The sequence below is a fragment of the Verrucomicrobiota bacterium JB022 genome (assembly GCA_030673845.1).
Taxonomy (GTDB): Bacteria; Verrucomicrobiota; Verrucomicrobiia; order Opitutales; family Oceanipulchritudinaceae; genus WOUP01.
The window spans coordinates 1-25,751 of sequence record JAUTCQ010000023.1; the positions used below are offsets into that span (position 1 = coordinate 1).

Below are 25,751 nucleotides of genomic sequence, written 5' to 3' on the forward strand. Positions count from 1 at the left end.
TTCTGCGCCCGTTCGCGATTTTCCATCGTGGCATGCACCAAAGCGAGGTTGGCATAGGACTGCGCGGTATCGGCATGTTTTTCGCCGAGCGAAGCCAAACGGGCATCGAGCGCCATCATGTGCATCTCACGCGCTTGCTCAAACTGACCATAACGGTAGTAAAGCCCCCCCAAATTGTTACAGACGAGTCCGGTCTGTTCGTGCTCACTGCCCAGCTCTTCGTGAGAGATTTTCAAAGCTTCGAGCAGGAGGCCTTCCGCCTCTTCGAAATTCCCTTCAGCGTCGTAAAAAAACGCCAGGTTGTTGCTCAAATCCGCGATATCCAGCAAAGCGGGCGGGTCAAGACGGCGGAAGTGGGCAATGGCCCGTTCGTAAAATCGCTTGGCCTCGGCCGGCATGTCATCAAGGTCATTCAAAACGGCCAGGCTCGCGCTCACGCGGCCGCGCTGCTCGTGGTTCGCCCGTTGTTTGCGCAGCAATTCCAAGGCCTCTTCGTAGGCTTCGCGCCCTTCGTGATAGTCTCCGGACTGGCGCAGCAAATCCCCCATGACCTCCAGAGAGAGAGCCAGTTCCACGATCCCGTTATCGCCCGACGCATGCAAGGAACGCGCTTTACTCACCGCGGCCTCCGCCGTTTCCCGGGCTTCCTCGAAGCGGCCTTTTTCGATGAGAGATTCGACCCGACTTTCCAACATATGGAGTAAGTTCGTGGTGCCCGATTCCTTGCTGTGTGCGTTGAACATGTGATGAAGTTACGTTGTAGTTACGGATATATCCAGTAAGAAATCACTCGGCAAGCATTTTCACGCAGCGCGCCCGAAAGCCTGATTTCTCACCCAAGTCCTTGACCTCCTGTGCCTTAAATCCATCAGATCCCGCGATTTTGGCAAGCTCACTTTCAAAAAAGAGCAGTTCCTTCATCCCCGCATCCTTCTCCTGTAAAAAGTCCAGCGCCCGCCCCAGTAAATCCGCCACCTCCGGCACCGGAAAATCCTCTTCGACCATTTCCTCGACCAAAAAGCCGAAATAACTCGCCACCAGCGTCGCCCGGTAGCGATTCCGCAAAGGCAAGCGGTAATCCCGCACCGCGACCTCCCGCAGGTAGTGCAAATCCCCGCGCCGCGCCCGCGCCCACTGCACATCGGCCTCGACAAACAAATCCAGCTTCCCGGCGAAGGGCCCCCGCGTCCGCCGCGCCCCCTTGGCAACCATGCGCACCAGGCCCGCCCCCTCTGTCAACCAACTCACGATCAAGCTGCTATCCGTCAGCTTGCGCAAGCGAATGATCGTTCCCCGGTCGGCTTCCATACCGTGCATTCCACGCTAATTCTCCGCGAATTTCATCACAAAAAAATTGACCCCGCCCGCGCCCGCCCCTATGCCTCGTCTCCACATGTCAGATCAAACTATCGCGGACCTCCTGGCGGTCGACACCGACTCTCTCAAGAGTCGCCTGTCGGAACTCAGGAGGTATCTTTGACGTCCCCACCATCACCAGCGAGCTGGAAGCTCTGGAAGCCAAAATGACCGAACCCAGCTTCTGGGATGATTCGGAAAAAGCCCAGGGCGTCGTCGGCGAGGCCAACGCCATCAAGCGCAAGCTCAACCCCTTTCTCGATCTCGAAAAACGCTTCGGGAACCTCACGGCCGCCATCGAGCTGGCCCAGGAATTCGACGACCTCGATTCCGCCCAGGAAGCGAACGCGCTCTATCAGAAAGTCTCGAAAGACCTCGAAGCCTTCGAGCTCCTCACCCTACTTGACGGCCAATCCGACCCCAACAACGCCTACCTCACGATCCAGGCCGGCGCGGGGGGAACGGAGGCCTGCGACTGGGCTTCGATGCTGCTGCGGATGTACACGCGCTGGGCCGAGCAAAACGACTTCACCGTCACCACCACGGACTACGCCGAGGGTGAGGGCGCGGGCATTTCCTACGCCTCCCTGAAGATCGAAGGCCCTTACGCCTACGGCTACCTCAAGGCCGAGCGCGGCGTCCACCGACTCGTGCGCATTTCGCCCTTCGACTCCGCCGGCAAGCGGCACACCTCCTTTGCCGCCATCGACGTCACGCCGGAAATCTCGAACGACATTAAAATCGAAGTTCCCGACTCCGACGTCGAGATCCAGACCGCCCGCTCCGGAGGTGCCGGTGGCCAGAACGTCAATAAAGTGGAAACGGCCGTCATCCTGAAGCACAAGCCGACCGGCATCGTCATTCGCTCGACACAGGAACGTTCCCAACTCCGCAACCGCGAGCTCGCCTGGGAATTACTCAAAGCCAAACTCTACCAGATCGAAGAAGACAAGCAGAAGGCCGACGCCGACCGCACTTACTCCGAAAAAGGGGAAATCGGCTGGGGAAACCAGATCCGCTCCTACGTTTTCCAACCCTACCAGATGGTCAAGGACCTCCGCACTGGCGTCGACACCTCCAACATCCAGGACGTGATGGACGGCGACATCAACCGCTTCATCCACGCCTGGCTCCGCGCCGGCTGCCCCGTCCGCCGCAACAAGGATATCCAGATCGAGGATTAATCCTTACGGAACACTTCGAGGTCTATTTCTGTGATCATCCGATAGTGTTTGCCGTTTCCCGTCAAAACGGTGTGACGGTATTCAACGGCGGTCGCGGCGATGAGAGCATCGGCCATTTCGAGAGAGTCTGATAGCGAATACTCCTCGACGTATATACACGCGCGATGGCTGATATTCTCCGACAAAGGTAGAACAGAGAAAGACAGTTCGCGGAGAAATTTGCCAATCTGCTTCTGTTCTTGCTTGTTGCGGGCACCTTGGTGCAACTCCATCAACGTAACGGCGGAAATTGCGCGGGAGGTTGCCGCACGGATAGCTTCAGCCGCTTTTGAATTACCTCGGAAGCACCAGATCAGGACGTCGGTATCAAAGATCATTGAAGCGGCTTTTGCGCATCTTCCGCACGACTTCTTCTACCGGCTGCTCTTGGTCTTTCCACATACCAAAGGCAGGATGTTCGGTTACTTCCACTTCCTGTTTGGCACTGTCAATTGGAATGATCTCACCGACAGGCTCTCCTCTTTTGGAGAGGATGACGCGCTCGCGACGTTTTAGGGCGTCGAGAATTTTGCCGGGATGGCGGCGCAGGTCCATCAGATTTGCTTCCATCAGGTCTCAGGTGTGCACAACAACTGTGCATTACATCTTCAGCATTGTCAATCAGGCTGCAAGCTCCCCCACTTTCGCCATTGCGCTGCGCTGAGTCCTGACGCAGGCTGCGGGGCATGTCCAAGCGATTGATACCCTTCTTTTTGTTGGCGGCGGCGACACCCGCTTTTCTGGTGGCGCAGGATCAGCCGACGGTCGAGGCCCTTGAGACGCTGCGTGAAGCGGCGAGCAACCCGGAGGGCGACTTCATGAGCGCCTACGATGCAGCGCAAGAGGCCGGGGTGGCCAAGGGTGAGCTGGCGGCGGCCCGTGTGCTCTACCTGATGCGCCAAGGCGACGCCAACGGCCTGCTGGCGATGTTGGGCGACTTGGAGGCGGCGATGGACGAGATCGAATACAGTCCGCAGTCCAGCTTTGCCTCGCGCGATCAGCTGGAAGGCTTGATCGAGGCGCTGAAGGCTTTCCGCGCCTACCGCGACAGCGACATGGAGGCCTTCGAGACGCACACGAAGAAGTCGTTCTGGCTCTGGCCGCAGTGGGTCACGAGCTTTGGCATCGACCAGATCGTGCTGCAAATGCGCTTTGAAGACATTCAGAAGGCCGCGATGGAAAACCTCAGCATCGACATGAGCTACGAGGTCCGCGATCTGGAGGGCAACCCCGTGAGCCTTGCCAGCCTGGCCGAAGGCAAGAAGGCGGTATTGCTCGACTTCTGGGCCAGCTGGTGTGGCCCCTGCATCCGCCTGATGCCCGAGCTGAAGCAGCGCGCGGCCAGCCTCTCCGCCCAAGGCATCTACGTCGCCGGTATGAACACCGACGAGGAAGACCCCCTGAACAAGGCCAAGCAGACCCAGGAGCAGCACGGGATGGACATGCCGTGGCTGGTCGAGGCCGAAGTACCGGAGCTGAGCGGAGAACTGTATATCGACTCGATCCCCCGCATGGTGCTGCTGAGCCCCGAGGGTAAGGTGCTCTACAACGGGCACCCGATGGATGAGGCCCTCGGTGATGCGCTCGCCAAGCTGGGCGTCACGCTCGAAGACTGATTTCTCCTCTCGCCGCTTCTTTTTATGGAGCGGCGATTTTCTTATATTATCCTTTTCTTGGATAAGGTAGATTTATAGCATCGCCTTTATGGAACGAGGCTATGTGCAAATCTACACCGGCAATGGCAAAGGGAAGACCACCGCTTGCCTGGGCTTGACCTTACGGGCCTGCGGGCGCGGGATGCGCGTCTACATCGGCCAGTTCATGAAGGGCCAGGATTACGGCGAGCTGAAGTCGGTCCAATACCTGCCCGGGGTAAAGCTGGAGCAATACGGCGACCCGGGCTGGTGCCGCAAGGGCAAGCAGACCGACGAGCAGCGCGCTCTTGCCCAAGCCGGGTATGCCAAGGGCCGCGCGGCGCTCACCAGTGGGGAGTACGACCTCGTGATCCTCGATGAGATCAACATGGCCGTGTGGTTCGAGCTGCTGAGCGTCGAGCAGCAACTGGAGCTCTTCGACGTGAAACCGCTGGGGACGGAGCTGGTGATGAGCGGCCGCAACGTCGATCCGGTGGTCATCGAGCGCGCCGATCTGGTGACGGAGATGCGCGAGGTGAAGCACTATTACCAGCAAAAGGTGCCGGCGCGCGTCGGCATCGAGATGTAGCCTGCCGCTGGCATTCTGCGCGTCCCCGGTTAAGGTGGGGCATGTGGACGAGCCTCGCAGAGTGGTTTCGCGACTTGAGCCCGGTGTGGCAAGCGCTCCTGGCGGGGCTGTTCACATGGTCGATCACTGCTCTGGGGGCGTCGCTCGTCTTTCTCTTTCGCGGCGTCAACCAGCGCCTGCTCGACGCGATGATGGGCTTTGCCGCGGGCGTGATGCTGGCGGCCAGCTTTTGGTCGCTGCTGGCCCCGGCGATCGAGATTGCGGAGGGGCAGGGCGTCCCCGGGTGGTTGCCCGCCGTGGTTGGCTTCCTGCTGGGCGGGGCCTTCCTGCGCATTGGCGATAGCCTCTTGCCCCACTTGCACATCGGTTCGAAAACCCCCGAGGGGCCCTCCGTTTCCTGGCGGCGCGCTACTTTACTGGTCACGGCAATCACGCTACACAACATCCCGGAGGGTCTGGCGGTAGGGGTGGCGTTTGGCTCCGTCGCACAAGAGGGGGGCACCGTGCTCGGTAACTCGTTGGGAACAGCCCTCGCGCTGGCCTTGGGCATCGGCCTGCAAAACTTCCCCGAAGGCACCTCGGTGGCCATGCCCTTGCGCGGGGAGGGGATGTCGCGAGGCAAGAGCTTCTGGTATGGTCAGCTTTCAGGCGTCGTGGAGCCAGTGGCTGCAGTCCTTGGCGCTGTGGCTGTAGTGGCCGTGAGCCCAGTCTTGCCCTACGCGCTGGCCTTTGCCGCCGGGGCCATGGTGTTTGTGGTGGTGGAAGAGCTGATCCCCGAATCTCAGGCGCACGGCAATACCGATTTGGCGACATTGGGCGCGCTGGGAGGCTTTGCGCTGATGATGTTGCTCGATGTCGCACTGGGCTGATTCCACGCAAGGGGATCGAAGGAAAGTATCTTCACGTAGCGATATCTTTGCTACGAGGTCGTGACAGCTGGGCGACGTTCTAGGGGTTGCACATCAGTGGGATGCAGTTTTTTGAAGCCTTGGCATGAGGGATCGACACGAGCCTTTAGCTCTTGCTCCTTTTGGTCGATATATACAAGGTGAAGGCCTTGTCCTTAGGCTGTCCCCGGGTTGCAAAACCGGGTGTATTCAGGCCCCTGCTGAGTGTTATTTCCGTTGCTGATCCATGCACCTGCGAATCCCTGCTGGCATTACCCACTCCCGCCGCGCTTTTACCTTGGTCGAGGTAGCGATCGGCTTTGCCGTCTTTGCCGTGCTGGCGCTTGGCGTGACGCTTTCGGCCATGGAATATTTCAAGGGCACGGAGGAGCAGTCGCGCGCCATGGCTGCCAATTCCCTCGCCATGAGTGTGCTCCAGCAGGTCTCGTCCTATCCCTACGATCAGCTTTTGACGGCGACAGGTAACCCCGAGGTCGTGCTGCTGGCTTACGATTCCCAGGGCAACACCTTCTCGTTTCAAAACGACGGCTCCGTTGTGACCGCTTCTTTTGTAACGATCACTCGTAGCGGCAGCCGCGTGTCAGAGGCCGAAAACGAGGTGAACCTTAGCATGCAGGCCGAGCTTGTTCCCGGCTATTCCGCGATCCGCGTCACGATCTTTTACACCTACGACTCGGCTTACACCGGTGAGGAAAAGCAGAGTTCGATCAGCACCATACGCACCGTCGATGAAAAATCCGCTGAACCCTGATCCTGCCCGCCGGACTTCCCGCAAAGGCTTTACGCTACTGGAGATACTGGTCGCCGGGGGCCTTTTCGCGCTCCTTTCGGTTATGGTCGGTACTTTTCTGGTGGAGGTGACGTCGATCTACTATGCGAGTACGGCCCGCTCCAACTTTTCGCAAAGCGCGCAAGAGCTGGCAGAAGGGCTGGGGAGGGACATTTCGAGCACGCACGCCCTGTATCTCTTCCCGTCGATGCTCACAGCCGACCGGGATGAAGATAATGACAAGCTGTCGCTCGACAAAGGAGGCAGCTTCCTCGTGTTGATGCATGTCGAGCCGCGCTACACCACGACCCCGGCGCACCTCGCCATCACCCGACTGGTGGCCTATGGCGTGGATCGCGAAAACCCCTTGAAGAACGATGCGGGGGAGGTCGTCGCCTACAACGTGCTGCGCTACGAAGTCGAGGCGCCCCCGGCCCCTGAGCCCGGCGCAACCTCCAAGGAAGTCTGGCTGCGCAACCCGGCGGTAAAAAATTTCTCCCCGGCTTCCGAGATCGAGCAGCCCGCCCGCTTTACGCAGACGATCGACTATGTGGCTGAAGTGCTCAAGGACCCCAACCCTCGGGTGGTCGTGACCATCGACGCCAATTCGGACTTTTCGATCGACCATGCATTCATTTTACGCGCCAACGGAGTCGTCACGATGGCCTTTGGCGTTATCCACAGCTCCGGTCTGCAGCAGACGGCCTCCAAGTTTGGGGGGCACGATATCGTCTCGAATACCTTTAACTACTCATTCCAGCGCCAAGGTTAACCGATGCCGTCCAAACGCTTCTCCTTTCGCCGCCGTCGCGGCTCGATCTACATCCTGGTGCTGATTTTTGCCGGGATATTTGGGAGCCTCATCTGGAATGCGCTGGCGATTCAGCGGCACCAGATGGTGCTCAACCAGCAGCAGATCATGCGCAATCAGGCCCGCCTGATCAACGAGTCCCTCGTCCGCATGGCCAGCCTGCAGTTGTCGGCCTTTTTCGAGAACGGTATCAACACGCTCCCGGGCACGTCACCCTCTGTCACCGTGCCTTACGAAGAGCTGGAGAAGTGCCTCGACCCTCACCTGCGCGCCACGCTCGTGCGAGCCGAAACCGAGGTGGTGATCGACCGGCTGAAAGCGCCCGTTTTTCACTTTATCGACCCCGATATTCCCGGCCGGGAAACGCGCCAGTTGCTCGGCAGCACCGTCTCGGCGCAAGACGTCCCCATCTACGCCAAGGTAACACTGGTGGGGCCGATGGACACCAAGGTGACCGTCTACGCCGAGGCCAGCTACGAGCTGCTCGCTTCGCCGCTGTTCGGGTTCTCCATGTTTTTCAACCAGAAGATGGAGTCCTCCGCCGGTGCAGACCTTACGGTGATCGGTGCGCCGATTTACATCAACGGCGACTTCATGCAGTCCACGCGTGGCGACTTGGGCTCGCTGCACATTTACGCTCCCATGACGCTGGTGCGGGGTCGCTTCCTCGACGACGATTACTATGGCGACACCTGGGGCGGTTATGTGGCGTTTCCCAATGCCAAAGGCGTCTTTTACAATACGACGAAGGACAACTACACCAAGACGATCGCTGGTACGACCTACAAGACGAACGCCTTGAAGATCCCGACCGATATCTACGGCAATGCCCGCAGCTACGCGTCGCTTCAGAATTCTCGCGACACCTTTACCGATAACGCGGAGGGCTACCTCTCCTGGATGGATCGCAAATACAACGAGAACGACAAGGACTGGTACAACATCTCGCTGTATAACTGGGACGGCATGCTCAAGACGCAGGCGCACAATGTGCAGCAGATGAGCGTTCCGGGGATGGACACCTACAATTTCGTCAAGAACCCGAAGTCCGACCAATACGTCAACACCGCCTACCAGATCATCCAGCCGCTGCGTAATAATAACGACCCGGCCTTCAATTCGGCGACCAATGCAGAGCTTGCGCAGAAGAACCGCGTGCGCGAACAGAACAAATACTCCTACAAGGCCAACCTCATCATCAAGCTGGAGGAAAAAACGGTAGGGGCCAACACCACCTACGAAGTCGACCCCACCAACATGAAGGTGAGCTACTGGACGCCTGCCCGCGACAGCAACGGCAACCTCGTTTACAATGGCGACGGCACGCCCAAGCTCACCTCGGTCGGCCTGCCCAGCGGCCTGGTGGAAGTCGTCCCCTACACCCCTGAGACGCAGACCGTAAAGAAAAACGGCAAATGGGTGACTCAGGAAACCGGTTATGTGACCTCTGGCCTCTACGACAACCGCCGCGAAGAAGGCGTCAATCTGGTCAAGCTCAACGTCGGTCGCCTCCGGGAATTGACGGACGGCCATGCCTCGGCCAGTGGCACCAAATTTACCCAGGACCCGGGGGCGAGTAGCCTCACGGACAACAACGGCTGGTGGAACGGCGGCGTCTATGTCGAGTTTCCCGTGGCCAAGACCAACCCGCGCACCGGCTCCTCGGGGCCGGCGGCGGACGGCGTGCAGCCCTCGATCAAAAACTACGGCCTGTATGTCCATAACGGCGAGTATCTGCCGAAGGAAGGGCTGACCATTGCCACCAACAACGCCATGTATGTGGCGGGCCACTTTAACGCCAACGGCACCATTACCGCCGATTCCAACAGCAAGCCCGACCGCACGACGGAAGCCCCCGCCTCCCTCGTGGCCGACGCGGTGACGATCCTTTCCAGTAACTGGGAGGCGAACAACAACGCCTACCGGAGCAAGAAGGCTCACCAGGATCGCCCCGCCGCGCATACCGAAATCTCTGCCGCGATCCTGACGGGCTTCGCGCCCTCTTACCGCGAGACCTCGACCGGCTCCGGCTACAGTGGGTCGATGGCCAACTTCATCCGCTACCTCGAAGACTGGGGCTACTATTTGTCCGACCACCGAGACCTCGCGATCCGCGGCTCCCAAGTCTGCCTCTTCGACTCCGAGGTGGCCGAAGAGCACTGGCATGGTAATTCCAACGTCTACTGGCCGCCGGACCGCCTCTTTGGTTACAACACCATGTTCAATACGCGCATGCCTCCGCTGACGCCCATCACCCCGGTGTCCGGCCCAGCCTTTTACCGCGAAATCGCACCCCGCCTCTGGGCCGACGAGGTGGCCGCGATCAGGACTGGATTATGAGCCTCAAGAAGCACTTGTTGATCGCCGGGCTGGCCTTTGGGGCCGCCTTGCAGCTCACGGCCGAGGCCCCGGCCTACGACCCCGCCGTGGTGAAGGAATATCGTGAGATCAGCGCCCCAGCCCTCGCGTGGCCGGCGCAGGCCCTGGCCATCCCGATCACGCAGGAAGAGCGAGAGCTGGATGGCTATCCCGCCCGCATGCTGGTTGGCAGCCTGCCGGAATACCGTCTTTTGATGGATCTCGGCGCGCTGCGCACCCCATTGCAGTTCCAGCCCGGCGGAGGTGCGTGGTCCTGGCAATGCACCCTCCCGTCTTACCCTGATTCGCGTCTGCGGCTCGCCGCCTACCCGGTGGACAAGGTGGCGCGGGGAGACCTGCTCGGCACCTTGTTTGCCCACGCCAAGACGGTCGTCACCCAAGCCAAGGACAGCTACCTCGTCGTCATCAACGGCCCGATGGACGGCAAGGTGGAGTCGACCACCTTCCTCAGCAATCCGGCCCAGTTCTTCGAATACGGCTTTGTGGATACTCCGCAAGGGGGCCAGCTCCAGCGCATGGTGTGCGACTACATCACGTTCAACGAGCGCTACGCCTTCCTGATCCGAGTCGAAGCGCCCGCCGTCCACTACGAAGCCTTTCGGACCCTCGCGATGGGCGCGCTCAAGCCGCTCTACGTGGAATACCCCCTCGACTGCCGCCGCGTTACCCCGGGGGAGCGGGCCGCGTTGCTCAACGAAGCAAAGTGGCTTGAGGAGTAGACCTGTCGAGTCCGAACGTTAGGTGGGCGTAGCTACAAATGATTGTTAATGTGAAGCTTCCGCATTTTTATCATTTGGCTACGTCGATAAAAATCTGGTCAGCAGCTGAGATTTGTCCTATGGTGAAGCCTCATCCTATTTCATGAAAAACTCCCCAGTTTCTATTTCCCGTTTGTTTTCGTGGACGGCTGCTACCCTGGCCTTTGCCGCTCAACTCTCTGCCGCCGTGGTGACGGAGATTGAGCCTTGGCAAAGCGAGGTGACCGGGCAGATGATCGCCCGCACCGAGATCGTGCCCGACGGCACCGCCGCCAATGCAACTCTGGCCACCGTCATCTACCTGCAAAACCTGTCCGCCCCGCGCGTTGGACGCGAAGCCGACGAGACGATTATCGAGAGTTTTCTCGATCAAGGGATGGCGGTCATCACGTTGGATTACGCCGACCACGCCAAGGCGCGCGTTCCCTTCTTCAATCGCGACCTCTTCAACATCCGCGATCAAATCCTCGCCGACTCCAGCCAAAGCGACCCTAGCCAGCACCAGTTCCCGACGCCTCACGCGCTCGACCACGCCCATATCTTTATCGTGCCCGAAGGCTGCCGCCTCTTGCGTGATGTGGAATATGATACCGAGGGTCGCGCGATGGACATCATCTACCCGTCGGATCCTGCCATGCCGGTGGGCGGCATCATCGAGTACTCGGCCGACAACGTGAACCGCATGGGCAACTTCTCGCTCGCCTTCTGCCACGACACAATCCTCCCGGCCCAGGCCAGCGAAGGCTTTGCCGTCGCGATGGCCGACCACCCAGTGGTGGGGGGCTACAGTGGTCTTGATCCCATGCCGCAAAGCGCTCTGGCTGTGTTGGCGTCGATCCAGACCTTCCGTGCGCAAGCAGAGAATCTGCCTCTCAATGGCCGCATTGCCACGATGGGCTTTTCTCGGGGAAGTGGTGTCGCCCTCATGGGGGTAACTACGGCGGATGAGACGGAGTGGGATGTCTATCTCAGCGCGACCTCCAAGCTGACCTTTTCTTACGAGCAGATCACCAAATCGAAGCACCCTGACGTCGACCGCCACGTCCAAGGGGCCGTCATCATGTCGGGCCGTTTCACTTACATCGACCTCTTGGAATCCGATGGCAAGGCTGCTCCGGGTGGCCTCTACACGCAGAACTGGGGGCCGATCGAGACCAACCTCGAGCGCTGGAAGGACCAAGGCGCGATCGACTACCTTGAAGGAGACCCCGGCATCCCGCTTTTCCTCACGATCAACAAGGACGACGAGCACGCCTGGCACCAGATGGACGTGCTGCGCGAGCGCCTGACGGATCTGGGCGTCGAGTTCGAATACTACGAAGACGATGTCGAGCCGTTGGCCCACCGTATGCCGTTGGAGCATAACATCCTCAACGCCATGAACAGCTATTTCCGCCGCACGCTGATGGAGCCGACGCCGGAAACCGTCGTTTCTCAAGCGAAGCTCTCGCCGGCGCTGCTGGGCGAAGGCAAGGTGCAGTGGACGGCCGATGTGCAGGTGCCGCTCGCCGATTACCCGGTGGAAATCTCTACCAATCTCCAGGACTGGTCCGAAGATGCCCGCGTGCGCCCCGACCAGGACGGCAACCTCAGCTTCGAGACCGTGGGCACTGGCGACGCTGCCGTCTTCGTGCGCTTGGCGAGCCCGCGCGCGCCGATTGAATAACGCTGCGCCAGCCCCTGCGCCCCTGCTTTACAGCCTCCCCATCGTGGGAGGCTTTTTTGTGGTCTCAAATCCTTACGATTGTGTGCAGGTGAAGCCGAAAACGCTGGCCCTCCGATAAAACAGGGCTATGTATGCTGTTACCCATTTGTTACCTTTACGTAAGAGAATCCGTTCCAACGCCCCACCATCAAGGGCTCCTTACCCCAACATTTCCACTCCTACCCCATGAAAGGTCTACCTTCGTCGACCCCGGTTGGTCTCGACTGTTTTCGCGCCATCTTTCAGGACTATCTGCAGCGATGGACGGCGCAGGAAGTGATCTTGCGGGTGCCGGACTGTGCGGCGGCCCAACGGCTGGAAGCCACCGCTTCCCGCGTTTTCCATTTCCAGCCCGAACTGTTCCTCCAGGTGCAGGGCACTACGGTTTTCGATACCCCGGGCGGCAGTGTTTCCGTCGGCCCCGGTGAGATTGCGCTCGTGCCTGCCGGGGTGCCCCATGCGGAGACGATTGCCCACGAGGCAGAGCGCCCATTCGGCAACCTTGTGGTCGGCTTCTTTAACGGCAACGTCTCGGTCCACCTCGGGCAAGAGTCGGCCCCGGGCGTACCCGCAGTGGCAGAGCGCTTCCTGTTCTGGACGGACCGCTTCAGCGCGCTGGTGCAAAACCTCGAGCTGATCGCTGTGCTGCAGCAGGCCGCCACTTCGCGCTCCCGCCAATCGGTGCGCGGCCTGATGCAAGGGGTGCTCTGCCTGCTTGTCGACGTGTTGGAGACGGAATCGTTTACCGAGGCCAGCGACTCGGCCAAGGTGGTGCAGAGCAAGTGGATCATCAGCGAAAACCTGTCGAATTCCGACCTCAGCGTCGGCTTCCTCAGCGAGCAGCTCGGCTGTAACCCCAACTATCTCTCGCGCCTCTTCCACCAGAAGGCCGGCGAGAAACTGACCGACTACATCACCAAGACGCGCCTGCGCTACGCCATGAACGCCCTGATCGAGACGGACCGCTCCGTCAAGGACGTGGCTCGCATCTGCGGCTTCAGCGACCCCAACTACTTCGCGCGCGTCTTCCGGCAATACATCGGCTGCAGCCCCCACGCTTACCGCAAGCAAGAGCGCACTCTGCGCGAACGCATTAGCGTCAAAGGGGTGGGGGAGATGCTCGCCGCCGAATAGCGGAGAGCCAGCGGTGCCTAGACGCTGTATTGAACCCCCAGCAGCAGCATGATGCCCGCGATGAGGCAACCGAGCACGCCCAGGGCGAGGTTGACCCCGCTGGAGTAGCTGCAGGCAGCCAGAGCGGTATTGAGATCGGCGGAAGTCCCGTGCTGGAGGTTGTCCGTCGCCACCTTGGTCTCGGGTAGCGAGGTGAGGATGCTGGCGACAAAATAGTGGATGCCAGCAAAGATCGCGCTGCCGAAGATCCCCACGAGCGCCGCATGGTAGATCTGGGAGACAGCGAGAAAGACCCCATTCATCAGGAAGGTGCTGGCGACCAGGCCAACGGTGCCGAGCGTGAACTTGAGCCAGCTCGGGTCGTGCCGCTCGCTGTTGATCTCGTCGAACAACTCCGGCCGCTTCCGCTTCAGCCCACGCTCGAGCACCATGAAGATGCCGATCCCGATGCCGCACACTCCCGCCGCCAGCAATAGCCACGGCGCACCGCGATACCCTTCCGAGGGCGGCAGCAGGTTGAATTGGTCGGTGCCGGTGAGGCACCAGTAGGCAAAGGAGGAAAAGAGAAACAGCATGATGCTGACCCCCGCATGCCAGGCTACGAGGCGCTTTTCCCGCCCCGCCAGCTGGATCAGAGCCTTCACGCGGCTGCCCTTGCCGGTCAGCACCCACCTCAGCATTACGAAGAGGGGGGCGATCAAATACATCAGGTAGATATTGGCAAAGTTGCTCCCCAGCGGATTGGCGATCCCGCCCAACTGCAGCAGCGCGAACGCCGTCAACATCGAGAACAGCTCCGGGTTGTTCGTCGAAGCGTTGATGACGAGAGTGCGCTGGTTGGCCCCCCAGTATTTGCCCGCCAGCCCCGCTGCCGAGTCGACCATCCAGTCGGTCGTGAAGGGGATGGCCGCAAAGCAAAGAAACAGGCTGATAGCGATTACGATACAGAGAAAGCCGAAGTGGCCCACCTGCTCGTAGAGGGAGATAAACAGAGCATCCATGGGGAAACGGGCATTATAGGAACAGGCGGACGGCCAAGTGCAACCGCCAAGCAGGATTTTGTGAACCGGCGGGGCCGCTGGAGCGCGGGATTTACTTGTCAGGGAGGGTGCGATGCCCTCTCATGGCGGCGGTTCTTTAGCGTCAGGCCTCCGCTCCGCCCGCTTCGGTGGGTCGGGGAGGAAAGTCCGGACACCATAGGGCAGGATTCCCGGTGAAAGCCGGGGCACGGCGGGGGAGACGCCGCCGTGACGGCCAGTGCAACAGAAAGCAAACCGCCGGTTGGCCCACGCCAGCCGGTAAGGGTGAAAGGGTGGGGTAAGAGCCCACCGCCCGACCGGTAACGGCCTCGGGGCACGGTAAACCCATTCCGGTGCAAGACCAAATAGGGGATCAGGTGGCCCGCCTTACGATCCCGGGTGAGTCGCTTAGATAAATGGAGGCCAGCGCAGGCAGGGCAACGTGCGCGCGCGACAGAATCCGGCTTATGACGCTAAAGAGCCCCCGCCGGGGGCGGTCGCCTCATCTTTTTGTGAATGGCAGGTCGATGGGTCTTGACAGCGGCCCCCACTGCTGTGAATTTTCTCGCTTTTCATTTTCCCAGCGAATTTTCAGATGGCCAACCTCAAGTCCTCCAAGAAAGACGTCCGTCGTATCGAGCGCCGCACCGAGCGTAACCGCCGCATTGTCAGCCGCCTCAAGACCCTCCGCAAGAAGGTCGTTGCTGAGCCGACCGACGAGAATCGCGCCGCCTACATGTCCGCCCTCGACAAGGCTGCCAAGTCCAACGTGATTCACAGCAACAAGGTGAGCCGCGAAAAGAGCAAGATGGCCACGGGCGGCCTGCAGGCCAAAGTGCGTGCTTAATCTTAGCCCCCTCGCAGGCGCGCAAGTATGACGTGGAGCGCGTCAGAGCCGGCACAAGGCTACATTGGTTTCCCGGAAGGCAGCCTGGGTGAGCGTTCGGTACGCTTGCCCATCTGGCATGACGCTCCGGGATTCTTTGTTTTGGCCAAGCCCGGCGGCATCCTGGTCCAGCCCGACCCCTGGTTTCAGCGGGTGCCCAGCCTCTCGGAGGCCATTGCCTCGCAGCTGGTTCTCGGCAAGCCCGAGCTTCAGCGCCTTGGCATCGAGGAAGATGGGCTGCGGCCTACCTACATCCTCCCGCCGTCGGCCGAAGGAGCCGTTGTGTGGTCCAAGACCCACGCGAAAGCTGAAGAGCTGCGCAACAGCTACGGCTCGGAGCAGTGGACGCTGCGTTTTGAGTTGCTGGCGGTCTCGGAACCCCGCGAAAGCAGCATTTTTTGCGACCTCCCGGTCGCCCGCCACTGGCAGCACGCCCAGGCGATCGTCTCCCACACCAGCGGCAAGAAGACCGAAACGCGCTTTGACCGCGTGGCCAAGGTCGGCCGCTACAGCCTGTGGATCGCCGAAACGCGCTTTTACCGCCTCGACCACATCTGCCTGCACGCCTATGAGCGCGGCTTGAGGGTCTTGGGCGATGAGCGCTATGCGCGCAGCCTCGTGCCGATGCTTTCCGACCTCAAGCGCGACTACCGTCCCGGCCGTCGCGAAGAACTGCCCCTCTGGCACGGCCCAGCCATGCGGCTGAAAGAGCTGGAAGGGCCGAAAGAGCTCGGGATACCCCGCCTCGAACTGCCAGCCAGCAAAGCCTGGCAGCGCCTCTTGCAAACGCTGGGCCGTTACAGCTAAGGAATTTTTGATTTAATTCTTTACGTTGCCGGACGGTCTGGCATTCTCTAAGTTTTAATCCCTTTTTAGTTACAGCAAAGCTTATGGGCAATCTTCGTAAAAAACGCCGCCGCAAAATCTCGCAACACAAGCGCCGCAAGCGCAGCCGCGCCAATCGCCATAAGAAGCGGACTTGGGGTTGATCACCCAAGGGTGCTTACGGTAAGCACCCAATCACCGCTAACAAATTTACGTTCTTTGGTTTACATCGCTCCGCAGCGCCTCATTCGGCCTGCGGAGCTTCTTTTTGTCTTGTAAAGGCGGGGTCGCGATTATTTTTTTACAACCCATCCAAGCCCACCGTTACCGCCTGCTTTTCCCTGGGTAACGACTGGCCCCTGTCCTGCCATGCTGTCTAAAAAGTCGAAAGGTCTCTTCGTTGAAGTCAGCAGCTTTTCGGTGCTGACTGCCACGACCTCCCAATACGACACCCCTTTGACCCTGGAGGCGGTTCACGAATATCAGGGTGATCTGGATGCTCCGGAGTTCCGCGCTCAGGTTGAGCGCATGGTGCCCGGCAAAGGCAGCCGCTTCGTCACTGCGCGCTGCGCGGCGTATCCCGTTTCCCGCTTTTTCCGTCGCCATACGCTGGAAAGCTCGGCGAAGGCAAAAGACCCCCGCTATTTCCCCGATGTGCTGCAGCAGCAGTTCCGCATCGAGCCCTCCAAGCACATGGCCGCCGTGCTGCTTGCGACCACCGGGGAGTCCTTCAGCGCCGACAAGCCGATGACGGCGCAAAAGGAAGTTTTGATCGCAGGCGCTTCCAACGAAGATTTTTCCCGCCTGCAAGAGAGCTTTGTCTCGCGCCAAGTAGTCCCTGAAACCCTGGAGCTCGGCACCCTGGCCAGCCTGGGCGGCGTAATGGACTACCTTCGCTGGTCGCGGGCCGATCAGCCCGTGCTGCTACTGGAGATCACGCCGCAAAACTCCAACCTCTTCGTCGTCAACAACGGCCTGGTCGACCTCTGCCGCCCGATCCCCTACGGCCTCAACGCGATGTTCCCCATCGTGCAGAAGGAATTGGGCCTCAAGGACGAGGAAAGCGCGAAGAAGCTCTTCTTCTCCAACACCTTCGACTTTACCGAAATGGGCCCCGCGCTGATGCGCAAGATGCTCAAGGAGTTGCAGGCCTCTACCGGCTTTTACGAGGTGCAGACCGGGCAGAGCATCGGTGCCTTCGTGCTCACGCTCCTGCCCCGCAACCTCACGTGGATCCGCGACGTGCTCACGCGCGATCTCGGCCTGCGCGCGCTGTCGTTCGACTACGCCGGCTGGCTGGCTTCGCGGCAGATCGAAGTGGCGCCCGGCATCAGCCTCGACCCGCAAGACCCGCGCTGGCTGGGCCTGCTCTCGATGATCGGCAACCTTTCCACCACCAAGGGCCATGGCAACCAAGAAGGTTAAAGAAGACCTGCACCCGGCCTGGCGGCCCAGCTTCGTCAACGAGGCGGCGCTGCCCGACACCAAGGTAGTCCGCACCAACTTCCTCTACAACTTTGGAGCGATCGCGCTGCTGGTGTGCCTGCTCTCCTTTGCGGTCTTCAACGAGTTTCGCATCCAGGTGGCAAAGCAGGCGGTGGCCTCCAACCAGCAGGAAGTCGACCGCCTCCACACCACTCACCTGCGCGGCGTACGCCAAAGCACCGAGTTCCGCAAAGAGAGCGAAAAGCTGCAGCAGGTCGCGGATTTTTCACAAGACTCGCTCAGCCGTTCCGAGCTCCTCGTGGTGCTGGCGGAGCAAGGCCTGGAAGACATCGTGCTCAACTCCTTCAGCTTCCGCCCCATCGTCGCCACCACCGGGCGCGGTCGCAGCGCCAAACGCACCATCACCTACGAGCTTGTCTTCGATGGCACCATCCTCGACCGCGACCGCGCGGTAGAGCTGCTGGAAGAGTTTCGCAGCAGCATCGCCGACAGCGAGCTGCTGGCGCCTTACCAGCCCCGTTGGACGCAAGACAGCTTTAACCGCAACGTGGCGACCAACACCTCCACCTTTACCGGGCGCTTCCTGCTCACGCCGCCCGCCAAGTCGTAGCCGTCATGGACACCCAACGCCTCATTGCCCTGCTCAAGCAGTACCCCTTGGTCGTGGTATGCCTCGTCCTGTCTCTGGCGGCCGGCCTCGTCATCTATTTTCGTGGTGGCGAGATCCAGACCTTGGAGAGCCAGGCCGAGGAGGCCGAGCGAGACGTGCTCGTGATGAACCGCGACATCAATAATGCGCGGGAGCTGGAAGCGCAGATCGAGACCGCAAAGCGCCTGAACGAGGAACTGACCGGGCGCCTGATCGACCGGCGCGACCTCACGCGCAACATCAACCTCTTTTATGAGCAGGAGCGCCGCTTCGAGCTCAAGATGACCGGGCTCTCTCAGATCGGGGGCACCTCGATGGCGTCGCCCCCTCCCTACCTGCCGGAGTTGAAGGATTTCGACATCGTGCGTTTCTCCGTCACGGCTGAGGGATCTTATTCATCCATCGTTCGTTGGCTTAAATTTCTCGAAGGTAGCCGTTACTTTATACAGATCGGCGAGCTGTCGATCAGCCAATTGAACGATCCCACCGATCGCTCGAAAGTCCGCGCGAGTGTGCAGATCGACATGCTCGGCATCCGGCCACCCGAACCCGCAAAATAATACATGAAAGTCTGCTTCACCTCCGTTCTGGCCCTCTGCATCATGCTCGCCTCGGCGGAGGCGGCCGTCACGGGCTCCGTCACCCCCTACAGCAGCCGCAGCGAGCTGATGGGCAACCTGGAGAAAGCCTTTGCCGTGCATGAAGCTCCGGCCAAGGGCGAACTCGAGTTGAGCAACCCCTTTGCCCCGCCTGCCGTTCCGGTCTTTCAGGCGGCAGCGCCACAGGCCGCTGCTGCGGAGGCCAAGCCTGCGGCCCCCCCGCCACGCCTCGCTGATTCCGTGGCTGTCGTGGCCGTAGCCGATACGCTCCAGCCTAACGGAAGCACCGTTGGTTTGGGGCGCGCATTTTTGCTGCTAGATAATAACCGTCGCCTAGAAGAGGGTAAAACCATCAGTGCAACTATCCAGGGACAAGCCTATGAAGTCATCCTTGCTGAAGTCACGATGAGCTCCTATACCCTTCGTTTGGGTTCCGCTAGTGTCACGCGCCCAATCACTTCCATTACCGACCCTCAACGCATCAAGCGCTCGGTCGATCCTGCTACCTCTGCTGAATAATCCCTACGCACCTCTGCATTCCTTCCTTTCTGATTCCTGCGCCATGAAGTTTCTGCCTTATGTTATCCTGTCTGCAGCCTCGTTTGCGACCGTGCAGTCGCTGGTTGCCCAGGCACCCGATGCCGGTTCTGTCACCCGCACGCCGGCCGCGCCGGCCCTGCCAGAGCAGTCGGTCGACATCCCGACCGACGAGGTCTACCTCGATTTGCCGCCCGCTGGGCAGCCCGTTCAAAGCATGAACCGGGAAGCGGAAACGATCTCCGTCGATTTCCCGGATGAAGACGTGCGCAACATCATCCGCAACGTCGCCGAGCTTTATGAGCTCAACGTCGTCATCCCCGAAGAGCTGACGGGGCGCGTGAGCCTCCGCCTGCGCAACGTCACCTGGCGCCAGGTCTTCGACGTGATCCTGCGCCCGCTCGATTACACCTACGTGATCGAAGACAACATCATCATGGTCAAGAGCTTCAGCGACATTGAAGCCGAGCCGACCGTGACCCGCGTCTTCGTCATCTCCTTTGCCGACGCCACGGCCCTCAAGGCCACGATCGACCCGCTGGTGCAAACCGAAGCCGGCGGACGCATGCAAGTCGACCAGCGCAATAACGCCTTGGTTGTGACGGAGCGCCCCAGCAAGATGGACGAGATCCAGGAGATCATCGACTTGCTCGACCGCCCCAACAACCAGGTGATGATCGAGTCCAAGTTCGTGGAAATCTCCGGGCGCGACCAAAAGAACATCGGCATCGACTGGTCGGGCGCACTCGGTGGCTCCACCGGCTTTACCGCCGGGCCCTTCAACCGCACCTACGAAAGCGAATACGAGCGCGAACGTGGCTCGACCAACGAAAGCACCAGCCAGTCGACCAATACGATCAACAACGGCAATTTCAATTACAACACCTCCGACGCGCAGACGTCCGAGTCTGTGTTGGGGCGGACGGATACCGACACCTGGAGCGATACGGCGGTATTCTCGGCGGACGCCTTCCGAGTGGTGGTCGGGGCGCTGCAAAGCAACTCCGGGGTGGAGCTGGTTTCCAACCCGACCGTTGTGACGATGAACAACCAGCCGGCGGAGATCCTCGTCGGCCAGGAATACCCCGTCGTCTCGACCCGCTTCAACCCGCAAACCGGCACCTACGAGGCCGACGAAGCGGAATACAAGAACATCGGTATCCAGATGATGGTGACGCCGAGCGTCAACTCGGCCGGCTTCATCACCCTCAACGTCGAGCCCGAAGTCTCCAGCCTCGACGGCACCGTCACGCAGCTGAGCGCGAGCTACCCGATCATTTCCACCCGCCGCACCCGCAGCGTCGTCACGATCAAGGACGGTTACACCCTCGCCCTCGGCGGCCTGATCGAACGCCGCGAACAAGACGGCAACACCCGCGTCCCCGTGCTCGGCAAAGTGCCCGTGCTCGGCCGCCTCTTCCGCAACGACACGGGTGACTCCGAGCGCCGCAACCTCGTGATCTTCATCACCGCCAAGGTGCTGAGCGCCAGCGGGGCCACCTACCGCGACGTCTTCTCGCAACGCCGCCTGTGGGAGATGGGGATCAACCAGCGCGACTTGCCCGGCTACCAGCCACCGGCGGCCGAAGACGCCCTCTTTGACTCCATCCAGGAGCGCGCCGAAACGCTCGAGCGCATGGATGCCGAGACCCGCCTCCAAAAGCAGCTCGAAGAGCTGAGCGAGCAAGAGCGCAAGCTGCAAGAAAAGGCCGCCGCCGACAGCTCCTCCGAGCTGGAGCGCGAAGTCCCGCGCCGCAACCAACCCTAATCGGGCGCACCTCCAACTCCTGCGGAGAACACCATCATGAATTTGCATCTACCCAAGCTCCAGCACCGGAGCCTTGTGGGCATGCTGGGGTGCAGCCTTGCCGCACCTCTGCTCCCGGTCGTGCAGGCCGATACCCTCGAAGCCGGCGACAACTACGTCATGGTCATCACCGAGTCCGGCGAGCTCTGGACCTGGGGGACCAGTGCCACCGGAGGCTTGGGCCTCGACACCGCGACCACGGCGATCAACCCGACGCGCGTGCTGGGCGACCGTGAATGGCTCGATGTCGCCATCGGGGCCGACCACACGGTGGCGATCGCGGCCGACGGCTCGCTGTGGGCCTGGGGCAGCAATGCCAGCGGCCAGCTGGGCACCGGGGGCACCGACGACCGACGTGTGCCACAACGCATTGGCTACGACAACGACTGGAAAGACGTCGACGCGACGGGCAGCTACACGCTGGCCCTGAAGTCCAATGGCGTCCTCTACGGCTGGGGCAGCAATAACAACGCACAGCTCCTGCGCAGCCCGTCGACTTTTCCGCGTCAGCTCTCGCCCCTGATCCTGAACGATTCCCGCAACTCACTGTCGGGGGTAAAGATCACCGCCATGTCGGCCGGGGTAAACCACGTGCTCGCCGTCGACAGCGAAGGCCGTCTGCTGGGGTGGGGCTTGAACGCTTCCGGCCAGCTCGGCATCCCCGGCCTGCCGGCGCTGCCGAGCCAGTCGGTGCAAGTCATCAGCACCGATCCCAAGTGGGTGTCGGTCGAGGCAGGCGCCGTGCAGTCGTTCGCCCTCGACAACCAAGGCCAGGTCTATGCTTTCGGCTACGGCACTCTTGGTAGCCTTGGCCTCGGAGGCACCTCGACGGCTTCTACGCCGACCCGGGTTCCCTTCCCGGCGGGCGTCCAGATCAAGAGCATCAAGATGGACCGCGCGACCCCTACCCATGTGGTTGCGATCAGCACGGAAGGCGACGTCTATGCCTGGGGCGCCAATACCCCCGCTTTCGGCCAGTTGGGCGTCGACCTGTACGACGACTACGACCGGGTGATCTCGGCCAATATGCAGTTCTCCAGCCCGCAAAAGCTGGTGGACAAGGCGGTATTCGTCGAAAACGTGGCCCAGCTCGACTTTACTGAAGTTGCGATGGGCGATGAATTTACGCTGTTGCGGGCGGGGGCTAGCCAGCTCTACGCCACGGGCAGCAACGCAGCGAACCAGCTCGGCACCGGCCTCGGAGCAGGCGGCAGCAACGTCTTCCTGCGCGTCCCTCTCGGCATTCCGGATATGGTCGCGGAAGCAAGTCTCTCGGCCAACGAAACGCCCTACATCAGTGGCACTTTCGATCTCAGCCTGACCTTGTCGAACATCGGCTCCGGGCCCCTGCCGAGCAATTCCGGCCTCGAAATCGCCCTTTACCTGAGCGAAGATCCCAACTTCTCCCGCGATACGGATGTGCGCCTGCCGGTGGCCCTGGGGGCGGACCGCCCGATGCAGGAGCTTGGCAACGAGATCGTCTACAACAACTCGCTCGCGGGCAGCAACCAGCGTGTGTTGACCGCTTCGGTCGGTCTGCCTGCCGATCGTCTCCGCGCGGGCACTTATTACCTCTTTGTCGATGTGAATGGAGAGGGGACGACGCTGGAGGCCAACCTGGACAACAACACCTTCCAGGTTGAAGAGCCCCTGAGCTTCACGCCCGACCTTTCGGTTGTCGCCACCCTCACGGTGCCCGATGCGCCGGTAAATGTCGGCGAAACCATCGCGCTCAACTACACGTTGGCGAATGGCGGGACCGCTCAGGTGGTCGAAGGCACGACCCTGCAGGCTTTCTACCAGTATCTCGGCACGGCGACCGGCACTTCCACCACGGCTGACAAGGTAGCGGTGGGGCCAATCCAAGCGGTGGAAGGGCCCATCTTGCCCAATAGCTCGACGACGGGGACGCTCAACTTGGTCCTGCCCAGCATCAGCGCGGGCAACTACCGCTTTGGCATCTTCGTCGATCCGGCGAACCAGGTCGAGGAGATCAGCGAGGTCAACAACGAGTCGACGGACAACCGCCCGGGCCGCTACGTGCAAGTCCTGCTGTCGAACGATGGGAGCAATAACTTGAAGGAAGGGGCCGATTTTACGGTCCAGCCGGCACCGACGAGTGAGGACGGGCAGTTGCGTTACCTGAACCCCAATACCATCCGGTTCAACCCGGCGGCGGGGGCTCAGTGGCAGAACACCACTGCTCTCGACGCGATCCAGAACGAGCCCAACAATGAGGTGCAGCCTTACACGCCCGAAGGTGATAACGCGCTGATTCCTCAGCCCGGGTTGGTCGCAGGTCAGAGTGCCTCCTTCGAAATCGAAGTCACCGGGCCCTTTGTCGTGGAGTTCGTCTGGGGCCTGGCTGCCACCGAAGCAGGGATCGACAATTTCAACGATTCGATCACCTTCACGATCGACGGCGCTGCCCCCTTCGGCTTTGAAGATCAGGCGGTAATTTCAGGCAATCAAGGGTGGACCGCTTACCGCCAGCTGGTTGAAAAAGGCGCGACCCCGCGCAAGCTGCGCTGGACTTACACTCGCGGCACCGGCAGCCCGGCAGCCTACGCCTTTGTTGACCGCATCGTCGTGCGCGAAGAGCTCCGCCCCGACTTGACGGTCGAATCGGTCGAGTACAACTCGCAGAACATCGAGCTGTTCATCCTGAAGAGCCATCAATACCTTGATGTCGTCATCAACGGCATCAATGCCGGGGCAGCGATGGAACCCGCTGGAGGTTCCCACTTCTTCGATACGGAGGTTCGCCTTTCGCGAGACAAAGTGTGGGGCAACTCCGACGACGTCATTCTCGGCGTGCTTGAAGAGTTGCAGGATCTCGACGGTAACGGGCGCTTTATATACGGGCAGGACTTCGACATGAACTTCTGTATGCCCGACGGCGAATATTACCTCGCTGTCTACGTGGATAGCACCCGTCGCTATCGCGAAATCAACGACGAGACGGCAGATGAAATCCTGCGTAATACCGCCGGGTGGCCTTTGTATGCCTATACCGATGAGGAGACAGGTCAGATTACCAACCTGAATACGGAACAGCGCAACGGGGCTTGGGGCATCGTCAATCCCTTCGACGGCAACACCTTTGTGCAGATCGCGAACCGCTATACGGGCACATTGGCGAGCTCGATCAATGGTGTGCGACTTCGCTACGCTCCGGAGACGAACAACAACATCTGGTTTTCCGACGAGCCCGACATCGTGATCGAAGGGCGCCCGTATCTCGAAGTAAATGACCTTGTTTACCGACCCGGTATTTACTACCGCGAGAGCGAGTGGGCCTTTACCTTCAACCTCGAGAACTCAGGTTGTAAAGACTTCCTGCCGGGCTCGGAGGCCACTCTGGAAATCTCTCTGGCTGGCTATGACACTGCTCGAGAATCGGTCGAAGGCAGTTCTACCATTCCGGCAACCACATTTACAGGGAACGGGAGTTTGGACCGCGTCGTTGCGACGGTACGGGATGTTCGAGGCCTGCCGCGAGGCACCTCCGCGCCCTTCCGCAGCAGCCTGCGCATCCCCAAATACAATGAGGCTGCCGTTTCGTCTTATGCCGGCATCGAACCGAACCCGGACGAAACCTACATTCCTCCCGTTTTCCCAGCCTTCTCCGTCAGCCGCCCGGAAGAAGAAGGAGAGCCGATTAGCTACCTGCCGCTGTCAACCATTGGAATTACCGATACGATCCCCGGGGATCAGGCTCCTTGGCGATTGGACGGCAATCAGAACTTCGTCGATCCGAACGTACTTCGTTGGCCAATGTTCTTCTTCCCGTCTAACGCATTGGTCGGAGGCAGCCCTTATTCGCTGTTCTTTACGCGAGAGCCGGCCGCGTTTGCGCCCCGCTTCACGATTACCGCCAATGTGCCGCTGGCAGTCGATGAACTTCAGTTGACGTTTACGGCCGGCATCTTCGTTGATGTGACGCCCCCAAGGCAGACCCTGCGTCAATGGCAGACTTTCTGGAATATCCAGCGGGAGATGCCCGACTTCCTTCGTCAGGAATCTGCCGCATTTGCCAACAATGATGAAGGGTTGGGCTTGCTCGACAACTTTACGGTGCCTCTCAGCTCGGGTATCGGCCTCGACTATGTGGGCCAAGGCGCTTCGAGCATTGCAGAAATCCTTGCTCTGGATCCCGATGGAGACGGCTATACGAATGCGGCTGAGTGGGCCTTCGTGGCCAATCCGTTGAAAGCCGATCTGCCGGGAGCTCTGGTGGCGACCGATCTGGTGGTGGAAGACCAAAACGGGACTTCCGCAGAATACCTCCAGGTCACGTTCAATGCCCTGTCGGATTATTCCAATTCCAGCTTTATCTACGAAGTTTGGGCTTCGGACTCCGCTCGCTTCAATGGCTTCGAGGAGGATGCTGCTACCAATACGGTCCGTTTGCTGCATTACGACCCGCGGGCCGGTGGAAACGCTGATAATGCGGAGCATCTGCGCACCTTGCGCCCTGCCGTCCAGGCCGTCATCCACAACGGCTACAGCTACCGGATTACGGTGCGCGATGTGGAGGCTCTTGGCAAGGACGCCAGCGGCAACCTGACTCAGGCGCGCTTTATCAAGGTGATGGCCTATTACATCCCGGACTCGGAGTTCGCTGACAAGACGCCCTTCAACGAGGGCGCCAGCGAATAGGCGGGGGACTTTTCTCTCAACCTGTCTTGTCCAAGGCCCGATCGGTGTCAAAAGC

24 protein-coding genes and 1 other RNA gene are annotated in these 25,751 nt (G+C 60.5%); 20 read left to right on the forward strand and 5 right to left on the reverse strand.

The window, feature by feature from the left end; genetic code table 11:
- Both Q7P63_17515 and recO read right to left on the reverse strand, forming a co-directional pair.
- On the reverse strand, window positions 1-743 hold a 743-nt coding region (locus tag Q7P63_17515), incomplete at its 3' end, for a tetratricopeptide repeat protein (GenBank protein MDP0501895.1).
- A 43-nt stretch (window positions 744-786) separates the two neighbouring features.
- Window positions 787-1,308, reverse strand: a complete 522-nt coding sequence (gene recO, locus Q7P63_17520; protein ID MDP0501896.1) for a DNA repair protein RecO — start codon at window positions 1,306-1,308, stop codon at window positions 787-789.
- A gap of 85 nt (window positions 1,309-1,393) precedes the next feature.
- Between recO and prfB the strand changes: the two genes are divergently transcribed.
- A protein-coding gene (gene prfB / locus Q7P63_17525; GenBank protein MDP0501897.1) for a peptide chain release factor 2 occupies window positions 1,394-2,540 on the forward strand; the annotation gives its coding sequence in 2 pieces (ribosomal slippage) (window positions 1,394-1,477 and window positions 1,479-2,540; 1,146 coding nt in all).
- Here prfB and Q7P63_17530 read toward each other — a convergent pair.
- Entirely contained in the window at window positions 2,537-2,917 is a 381-nt protein-coding gene (locus tag Q7P63_17530; protein ID MDP0501898.1) for a type II toxin-antitoxin system VapC family toxin, read from the reverse strand. The two genes, prfB and Q7P63_17530, sit on opposite strands and share 4 nt — an antisense overlap.
- Entirely contained in the window at window positions 2,907-3,149 is a 243-nt protein-coding gene (locus Q7P63_17535) for a type II toxin-antitoxin system prevent-host-death family antitoxin (GenBank protein ID MDP0501899.1), read from the reverse strand. Before Q7P63_17535 ends, Q7P63_17530 begins: the two co-directional genes overlap by 11 nt.
- Before the next feature lie 116 nt (window positions 3,150-3,265).
- Here Q7P63_17535 and Q7P63_17540 point away from each other — a divergent pair, with 116 nt between their 5' ends.
- The 9 genes from Q7P63_17540 to Q7P63_17580 all read left to right on the forward strand — a co-directional run bounded on the left by Q7P63_17540 (window position 3,266) and on the right by Q7P63_17580 (window position 13,266).
- Window positions 3,266-4,195, forward strand: coding sequence for a TlpA disulfide reductase family protein (locus Q7P63_17540; protein ID MDP0501900.1), 930 nt, complete (start codon window positions 3,266-3,268; stop codon window positions 4,193-4,195).
- A gap of 88 nt (window positions 4,196-4,283) precedes the next feature.
- Window positions 4,284-4,802 (forward strand): cob(I)yrinic acid a,c-diamide adenosyltransferase, encoded by a 519-nt coding sequence (locus tag Q7P63_17545; GenBank protein ID MDP0501901.1) that lies wholly within the window; start codon window positions 4,284-4,286, stop codon window positions 4,800-4,802.
- A 41-nt stretch (window positions 4,803-4,843) separates the two neighbouring features.
- Entirely contained in the window at window positions 4,844-5,671 is an 828-nt protein-coding gene (locus tag Q7P63_17550; protein ID MDP0501902.1) for a ZIP family metal transporter, read from the forward strand.
- A gap of 265 nt (window positions 5,672-5,936) precedes the next feature.
- Window positions 5,937-6,461, forward strand: a complete 525-nt coding sequence (locus tag Q7P63_17555) for a type II secretion system protein (protein MDP0501903.1) — start codon at window positions 5,937-5,939, stop codon at window positions 6,459-6,461.
- Entirely contained in the window at window positions 6,439-7,251 is an 813-nt protein-coding gene (locus tag Q7P63_17560) for a prepilin-type N-terminal cleavage/methylation domain-containing protein (protein ID MDP0501904.1), read from the forward strand. The genes Q7P63_17555 and Q7P63_17560 overlap by 23 nt, the downstream gene beginning before the upstream one ends.
- 3 nt (window positions 7,252-7,254) lie before the next feature.
- Window positions 7,255-9,630, forward strand: coding sequence for a hypothetical protein (locus Q7P63_17565; GenBank protein MDP0501905.1), 2,376 nt, complete (start codon window positions 7,255-7,257; stop codon window positions 9,628-9,630).
- Window positions 9,627-10,388, forward strand: a complete 762-nt coding sequence (locus Q7P63_17570) for a hypothetical protein (GenBank protein ID MDP0501906.1) — start codon at window positions 9,627-9,629, stop codon at window positions 10,386-10,388. The genes Q7P63_17565 and Q7P63_17570 overlap by 4 nt, the downstream gene beginning before the upstream one ends.
- Window positions 10,389-10,530: 142 nt before the next feature.
- A complete protein-coding gene (locus Q7P63_17575; protein MDP0501907.1) occupies window positions 10,531-12,093 on the forward strand; it encodes a hypothetical protein in 1,563 nt (520 codons plus the stop codon).
- 225 nt (window positions 12,094-12,318) lie between these two features.
- Window positions 12,319-13,266 (forward strand): AraC family transcriptional regulator, encoded by a 948-nt coding sequence (locus tag Q7P63_17580; GenBank protein MDP0501908.1) that lies wholly within the window; start codon window positions 12,319-12,321, stop codon window positions 13,264-13,266.
- A gap of 17 nt (window positions 13,267-13,283) precedes the next feature.
- Here Q7P63_17580 and Q7P63_17585 read toward each other — a convergent pair whose 3' ends face one another.
- Complete coding sequence (locus Q7P63_17585) at window positions 13,284-14,267, reverse strand: hypothetical protein (protein ID MDP0501909.1); 984 nt, start codon at window positions 14,265-14,267, stop codon at window positions 13,284-13,286.
- A gap of 134 nt (window positions 14,268-14,401) precedes the next feature.
- On the opposite strand from Q7P63_17585, the gene rnpB reads away from it, so the two are divergent.
- The 10 genes from rnpB (at window position 14,402) to Q7P63_17635 (ending at window position 25,696) form a co-directional block, all read left to right on the forward strand.
- Window positions 14,402-14,768, forward strand: an RNA gene (rnpB, locus tag Q7P63_17590) — RNase P RNA component class A.
- 112 nt (window positions 14,769-14,880) lie between these two features.
- Window positions 14,881-15,132: a 30S ribosomal protein S20 gene (rpsT, locus tag Q7P63_17595; protein MDP0501910.1), complete on the forward strand. Its 252-nt coding sequence runs from the start codon at window positions 14,881-14,883 to the stop codon at window positions 15,130-15,132.
- Window positions 15,133-15,159: 27 nt separating this feature from the next.
- A complete protein-coding gene (locus tag Q7P63_17600; GenBank protein ID MDP0501911.1) occupies window positions 15,160-15,978 on the forward strand; it encodes a hypothetical protein in 819 nt (272 codons plus the stop codon).
- Between the two features lie 83 nt (window positions 15,979-16,061).
- The gene (locus Q7P63_17605) at window positions 16,062-16,160 is read left to right on the forward strand and encodes an AURKAIP1/COX24 domain-containing protein (GenBank protein MDP0501912.1); all 99 of its coding nucleotides are present in this window, start codon (window positions 16,062-16,064) and stop codon (window positions 16,158-16,160) included.
- Window positions 16,161-16,365: 205 nt separating this feature from the next.
- Window positions 16,366-17,421, forward strand: coding sequence for a hypothetical protein (locus Q7P63_17610; GenBank protein ID MDP0501913.1), 1,056 nt, complete (start codon window positions 16,366-16,368; stop codon window positions 17,419-17,421).
- Window positions 17,402-18,052, forward strand: coding sequence for a hypothetical protein (locus tag Q7P63_17615; GenBank protein MDP0501914.1), 651 nt, complete (start codon window positions 17,402-17,404; stop codon window positions 18,050-18,052). The genes Q7P63_17610 and Q7P63_17615 overlap by 20 nt, the downstream gene beginning before the upstream one ends.
- Window positions 18,053-18,057: 5 nt before the next feature.
- On the forward strand, window positions 18,058-18,651 hold the full coding sequence (locus tag Q7P63_17620; GenBank protein ID MDP0501915.1) for a hypothetical protein: 594 nt from the start codon (window positions 18,058-18,060) through the stop codon (window positions 18,649-18,651).
- Between the two features lie 3 nt (window positions 18,652-18,654).
- The gene (locus Q7P63_17625; GenBank protein MDP0501916.1) at window positions 18,655-19,209 is read left to right on the forward strand and encodes a hypothetical protein; all 555 of its coding nucleotides are present in this window, start codon (window positions 18,655-18,657) and stop codon (window positions 19,207-19,209) included.
- Between the two features lie 43 nt (window positions 19,210-19,252).
- Complete coding sequence (locus Q7P63_17630; protein MDP0501917.1) at window positions 19,253-20,995, forward strand: secretin N-terminal domain-containing protein; 1,743 nt, start codon at window positions 19,253-19,255, stop codon at window positions 20,993-20,995.
- 36 nt (window positions 20,996-21,031) lie between these two features.
- Entirely contained in the window at window positions 21,032-25,696 is a 4,665-nt protein-coding gene (locus Q7P63_17635; protein MDP0501918.1) for a CARDB domain-containing protein, read from the forward strand.
- Window positions 25,697-25,751: the final 55 nt, after the last annotated feature.

Excerpts from the sequence above, each read along its gene's own strand:
- Q7P63_17605 (MDP0501912.1), top strand. The coding sequence starts at position 16,062 with ATGGGCAATCTTCGTAAAAAACGCCGCCGCAAAATCTCGCAACACAAG.
- Q7P63_17625 (MDP0501916.1), top strand. The coding sequence starts at position 18,655 with ATGAAAGTCTGCTTCACCTCCGTTCTGGCCCTCTGCATCATGCTCGCC.
- Q7P63_17550 (MDP0501902.1), top strand. The coding sequence starts at position 4,844 with ATGTGGACGAGCCTCGCAGAGTGGTTTCGCGACTTGAGCCCGGTGTGG.
- Q7P63_17560 (MDP0501904.1), top strand. The coding sequence starts at position 6,439 with ATGAAAAATCCGCTGAACCCTGATCCTGCCCGCCGGACTTCCCGCAAA.
- Q7P63_17630 (MDP0501917.1), top strand. The coding sequence starts at position 19,253 with ATGAAGTTTCTGCCTTATGTTATCCTGTCTGCAGCCTCGTTTGCGACC.
- Q7P63_17575 (MDP0501907.1), top strand. The coding sequence starts at position 10,531 with ATGAAAAACTCCCCAGTTTCTATTTCCCGTTTGTTTTCGTGGACGGCT.
- Q7P63_17580 (MDP0501908.1), top strand. The coding sequence starts at position 12,319 with ATGAAAGGTCTACCTTCGTCGACCCCGGTTGGTCTCGACTGTTTTCGC.
- Q7P63_17570 (MDP0501906.1), top strand. The coding sequence starts at position 9,627 with ATGAGCCTCAAGAAGCACTTGTTGATCGCCGGGCTGGCCTTTGGGGCC.
- Q7P63_17615 (MDP0501914.1), top strand. The coding sequence starts at position 17,402 with ATGGCAACCAAGAAGGTTAAAGAAGACCTGCACCCGGCCTGGCGGCCC.
- Q7P63_17610 (MDP0501913.1), top strand. The coding sequence starts at position 16,366 with ATGCTGTCTAAAAAGTCGAAAGGTCTCTTCGTTGAAGTCAGCAGCTTT.
- Q7P63_17530 (MDP0501898.1), bottom strand. The coding sequence starts at position 2,917 with ATGATCTTTGATACCGACGTCCTGATCTGGTGCTTCCGAGGTAATTCA.
- rpsT (MDP0501910.1), top strand. The coding sequence starts at position 14,881 with ATGGCCAACCTCAAGTCCTCCAAGAAAGACGTCCGTCGTATCGAGCGC.
- Q7P63_17600 (MDP0501911.1), top strand. The coding sequence starts at position 15,160 with ATGACGTGGAGCGCGTCAGAGCCGGCACAAGGCTACATTGGTTTCCCG.
- recO (MDP0501896.1), bottom strand. The coding sequence starts at position 1,308 with ATGGAAGCCGACCGGGGAACGATCATTCGCTTGCGCAAGCTGACGGAT.
- Q7P63_17535 (MDP0501899.1), bottom strand. The coding sequence starts at position 3,149 with ATGGAAGCAAATCTGATGGACCTGCGCCGCCATCCCGGCAAAATTCTC.
- Q7P63_17565 (MDP0501905.1), top strand. The coding sequence starts at position 7,255 with ATGCCGTCCAAACGCTTCTCCTTTCGCCGCCGTCGCGGCTCGATCTAC.
- Q7P63_17545 (MDP0501901.1), top strand. The coding sequence starts at position 4,284 with ATGGAACGAGGCTATGTGCAAATCTACACCGGCAATGGCAAAGGGAAG.
- Q7P63_17540 (MDP0501900.1), top strand. The coding sequence starts at position 3,266 with ATGTCCAAGCGATTGATACCCTTCTTTTTGTTGGCGGCGGCGACACCC.
- Q7P63_17555 (MDP0501903.1), top strand. The coding sequence starts at position 5,937 with ATGCACCTGCGAATCCCTGCTGGCATTACCCACTCCCGCCGCGCTTTT.
- Q7P63_17635 (MDP0501918.1), top strand. The coding sequence starts at position 21,032 with ATGAATTTGCATCTACCCAAGCTCCAGCACCGGAGCCTTGTGGGCATG.
- Q7P63_17585 (MDP0501909.1), bottom strand. The coding sequence starts at position 14,267 with ATGGATGCTCTGTTTATCTCCCTCTACGAGCAGGTGGGCCACTTCGGC.
- Q7P63_17620 (MDP0501915.1), top strand. The coding sequence starts at position 18,058 with ATGGACACCCAACGCCTCATTGCCCTGCTCAAGCAGTACCCCTTGGTC.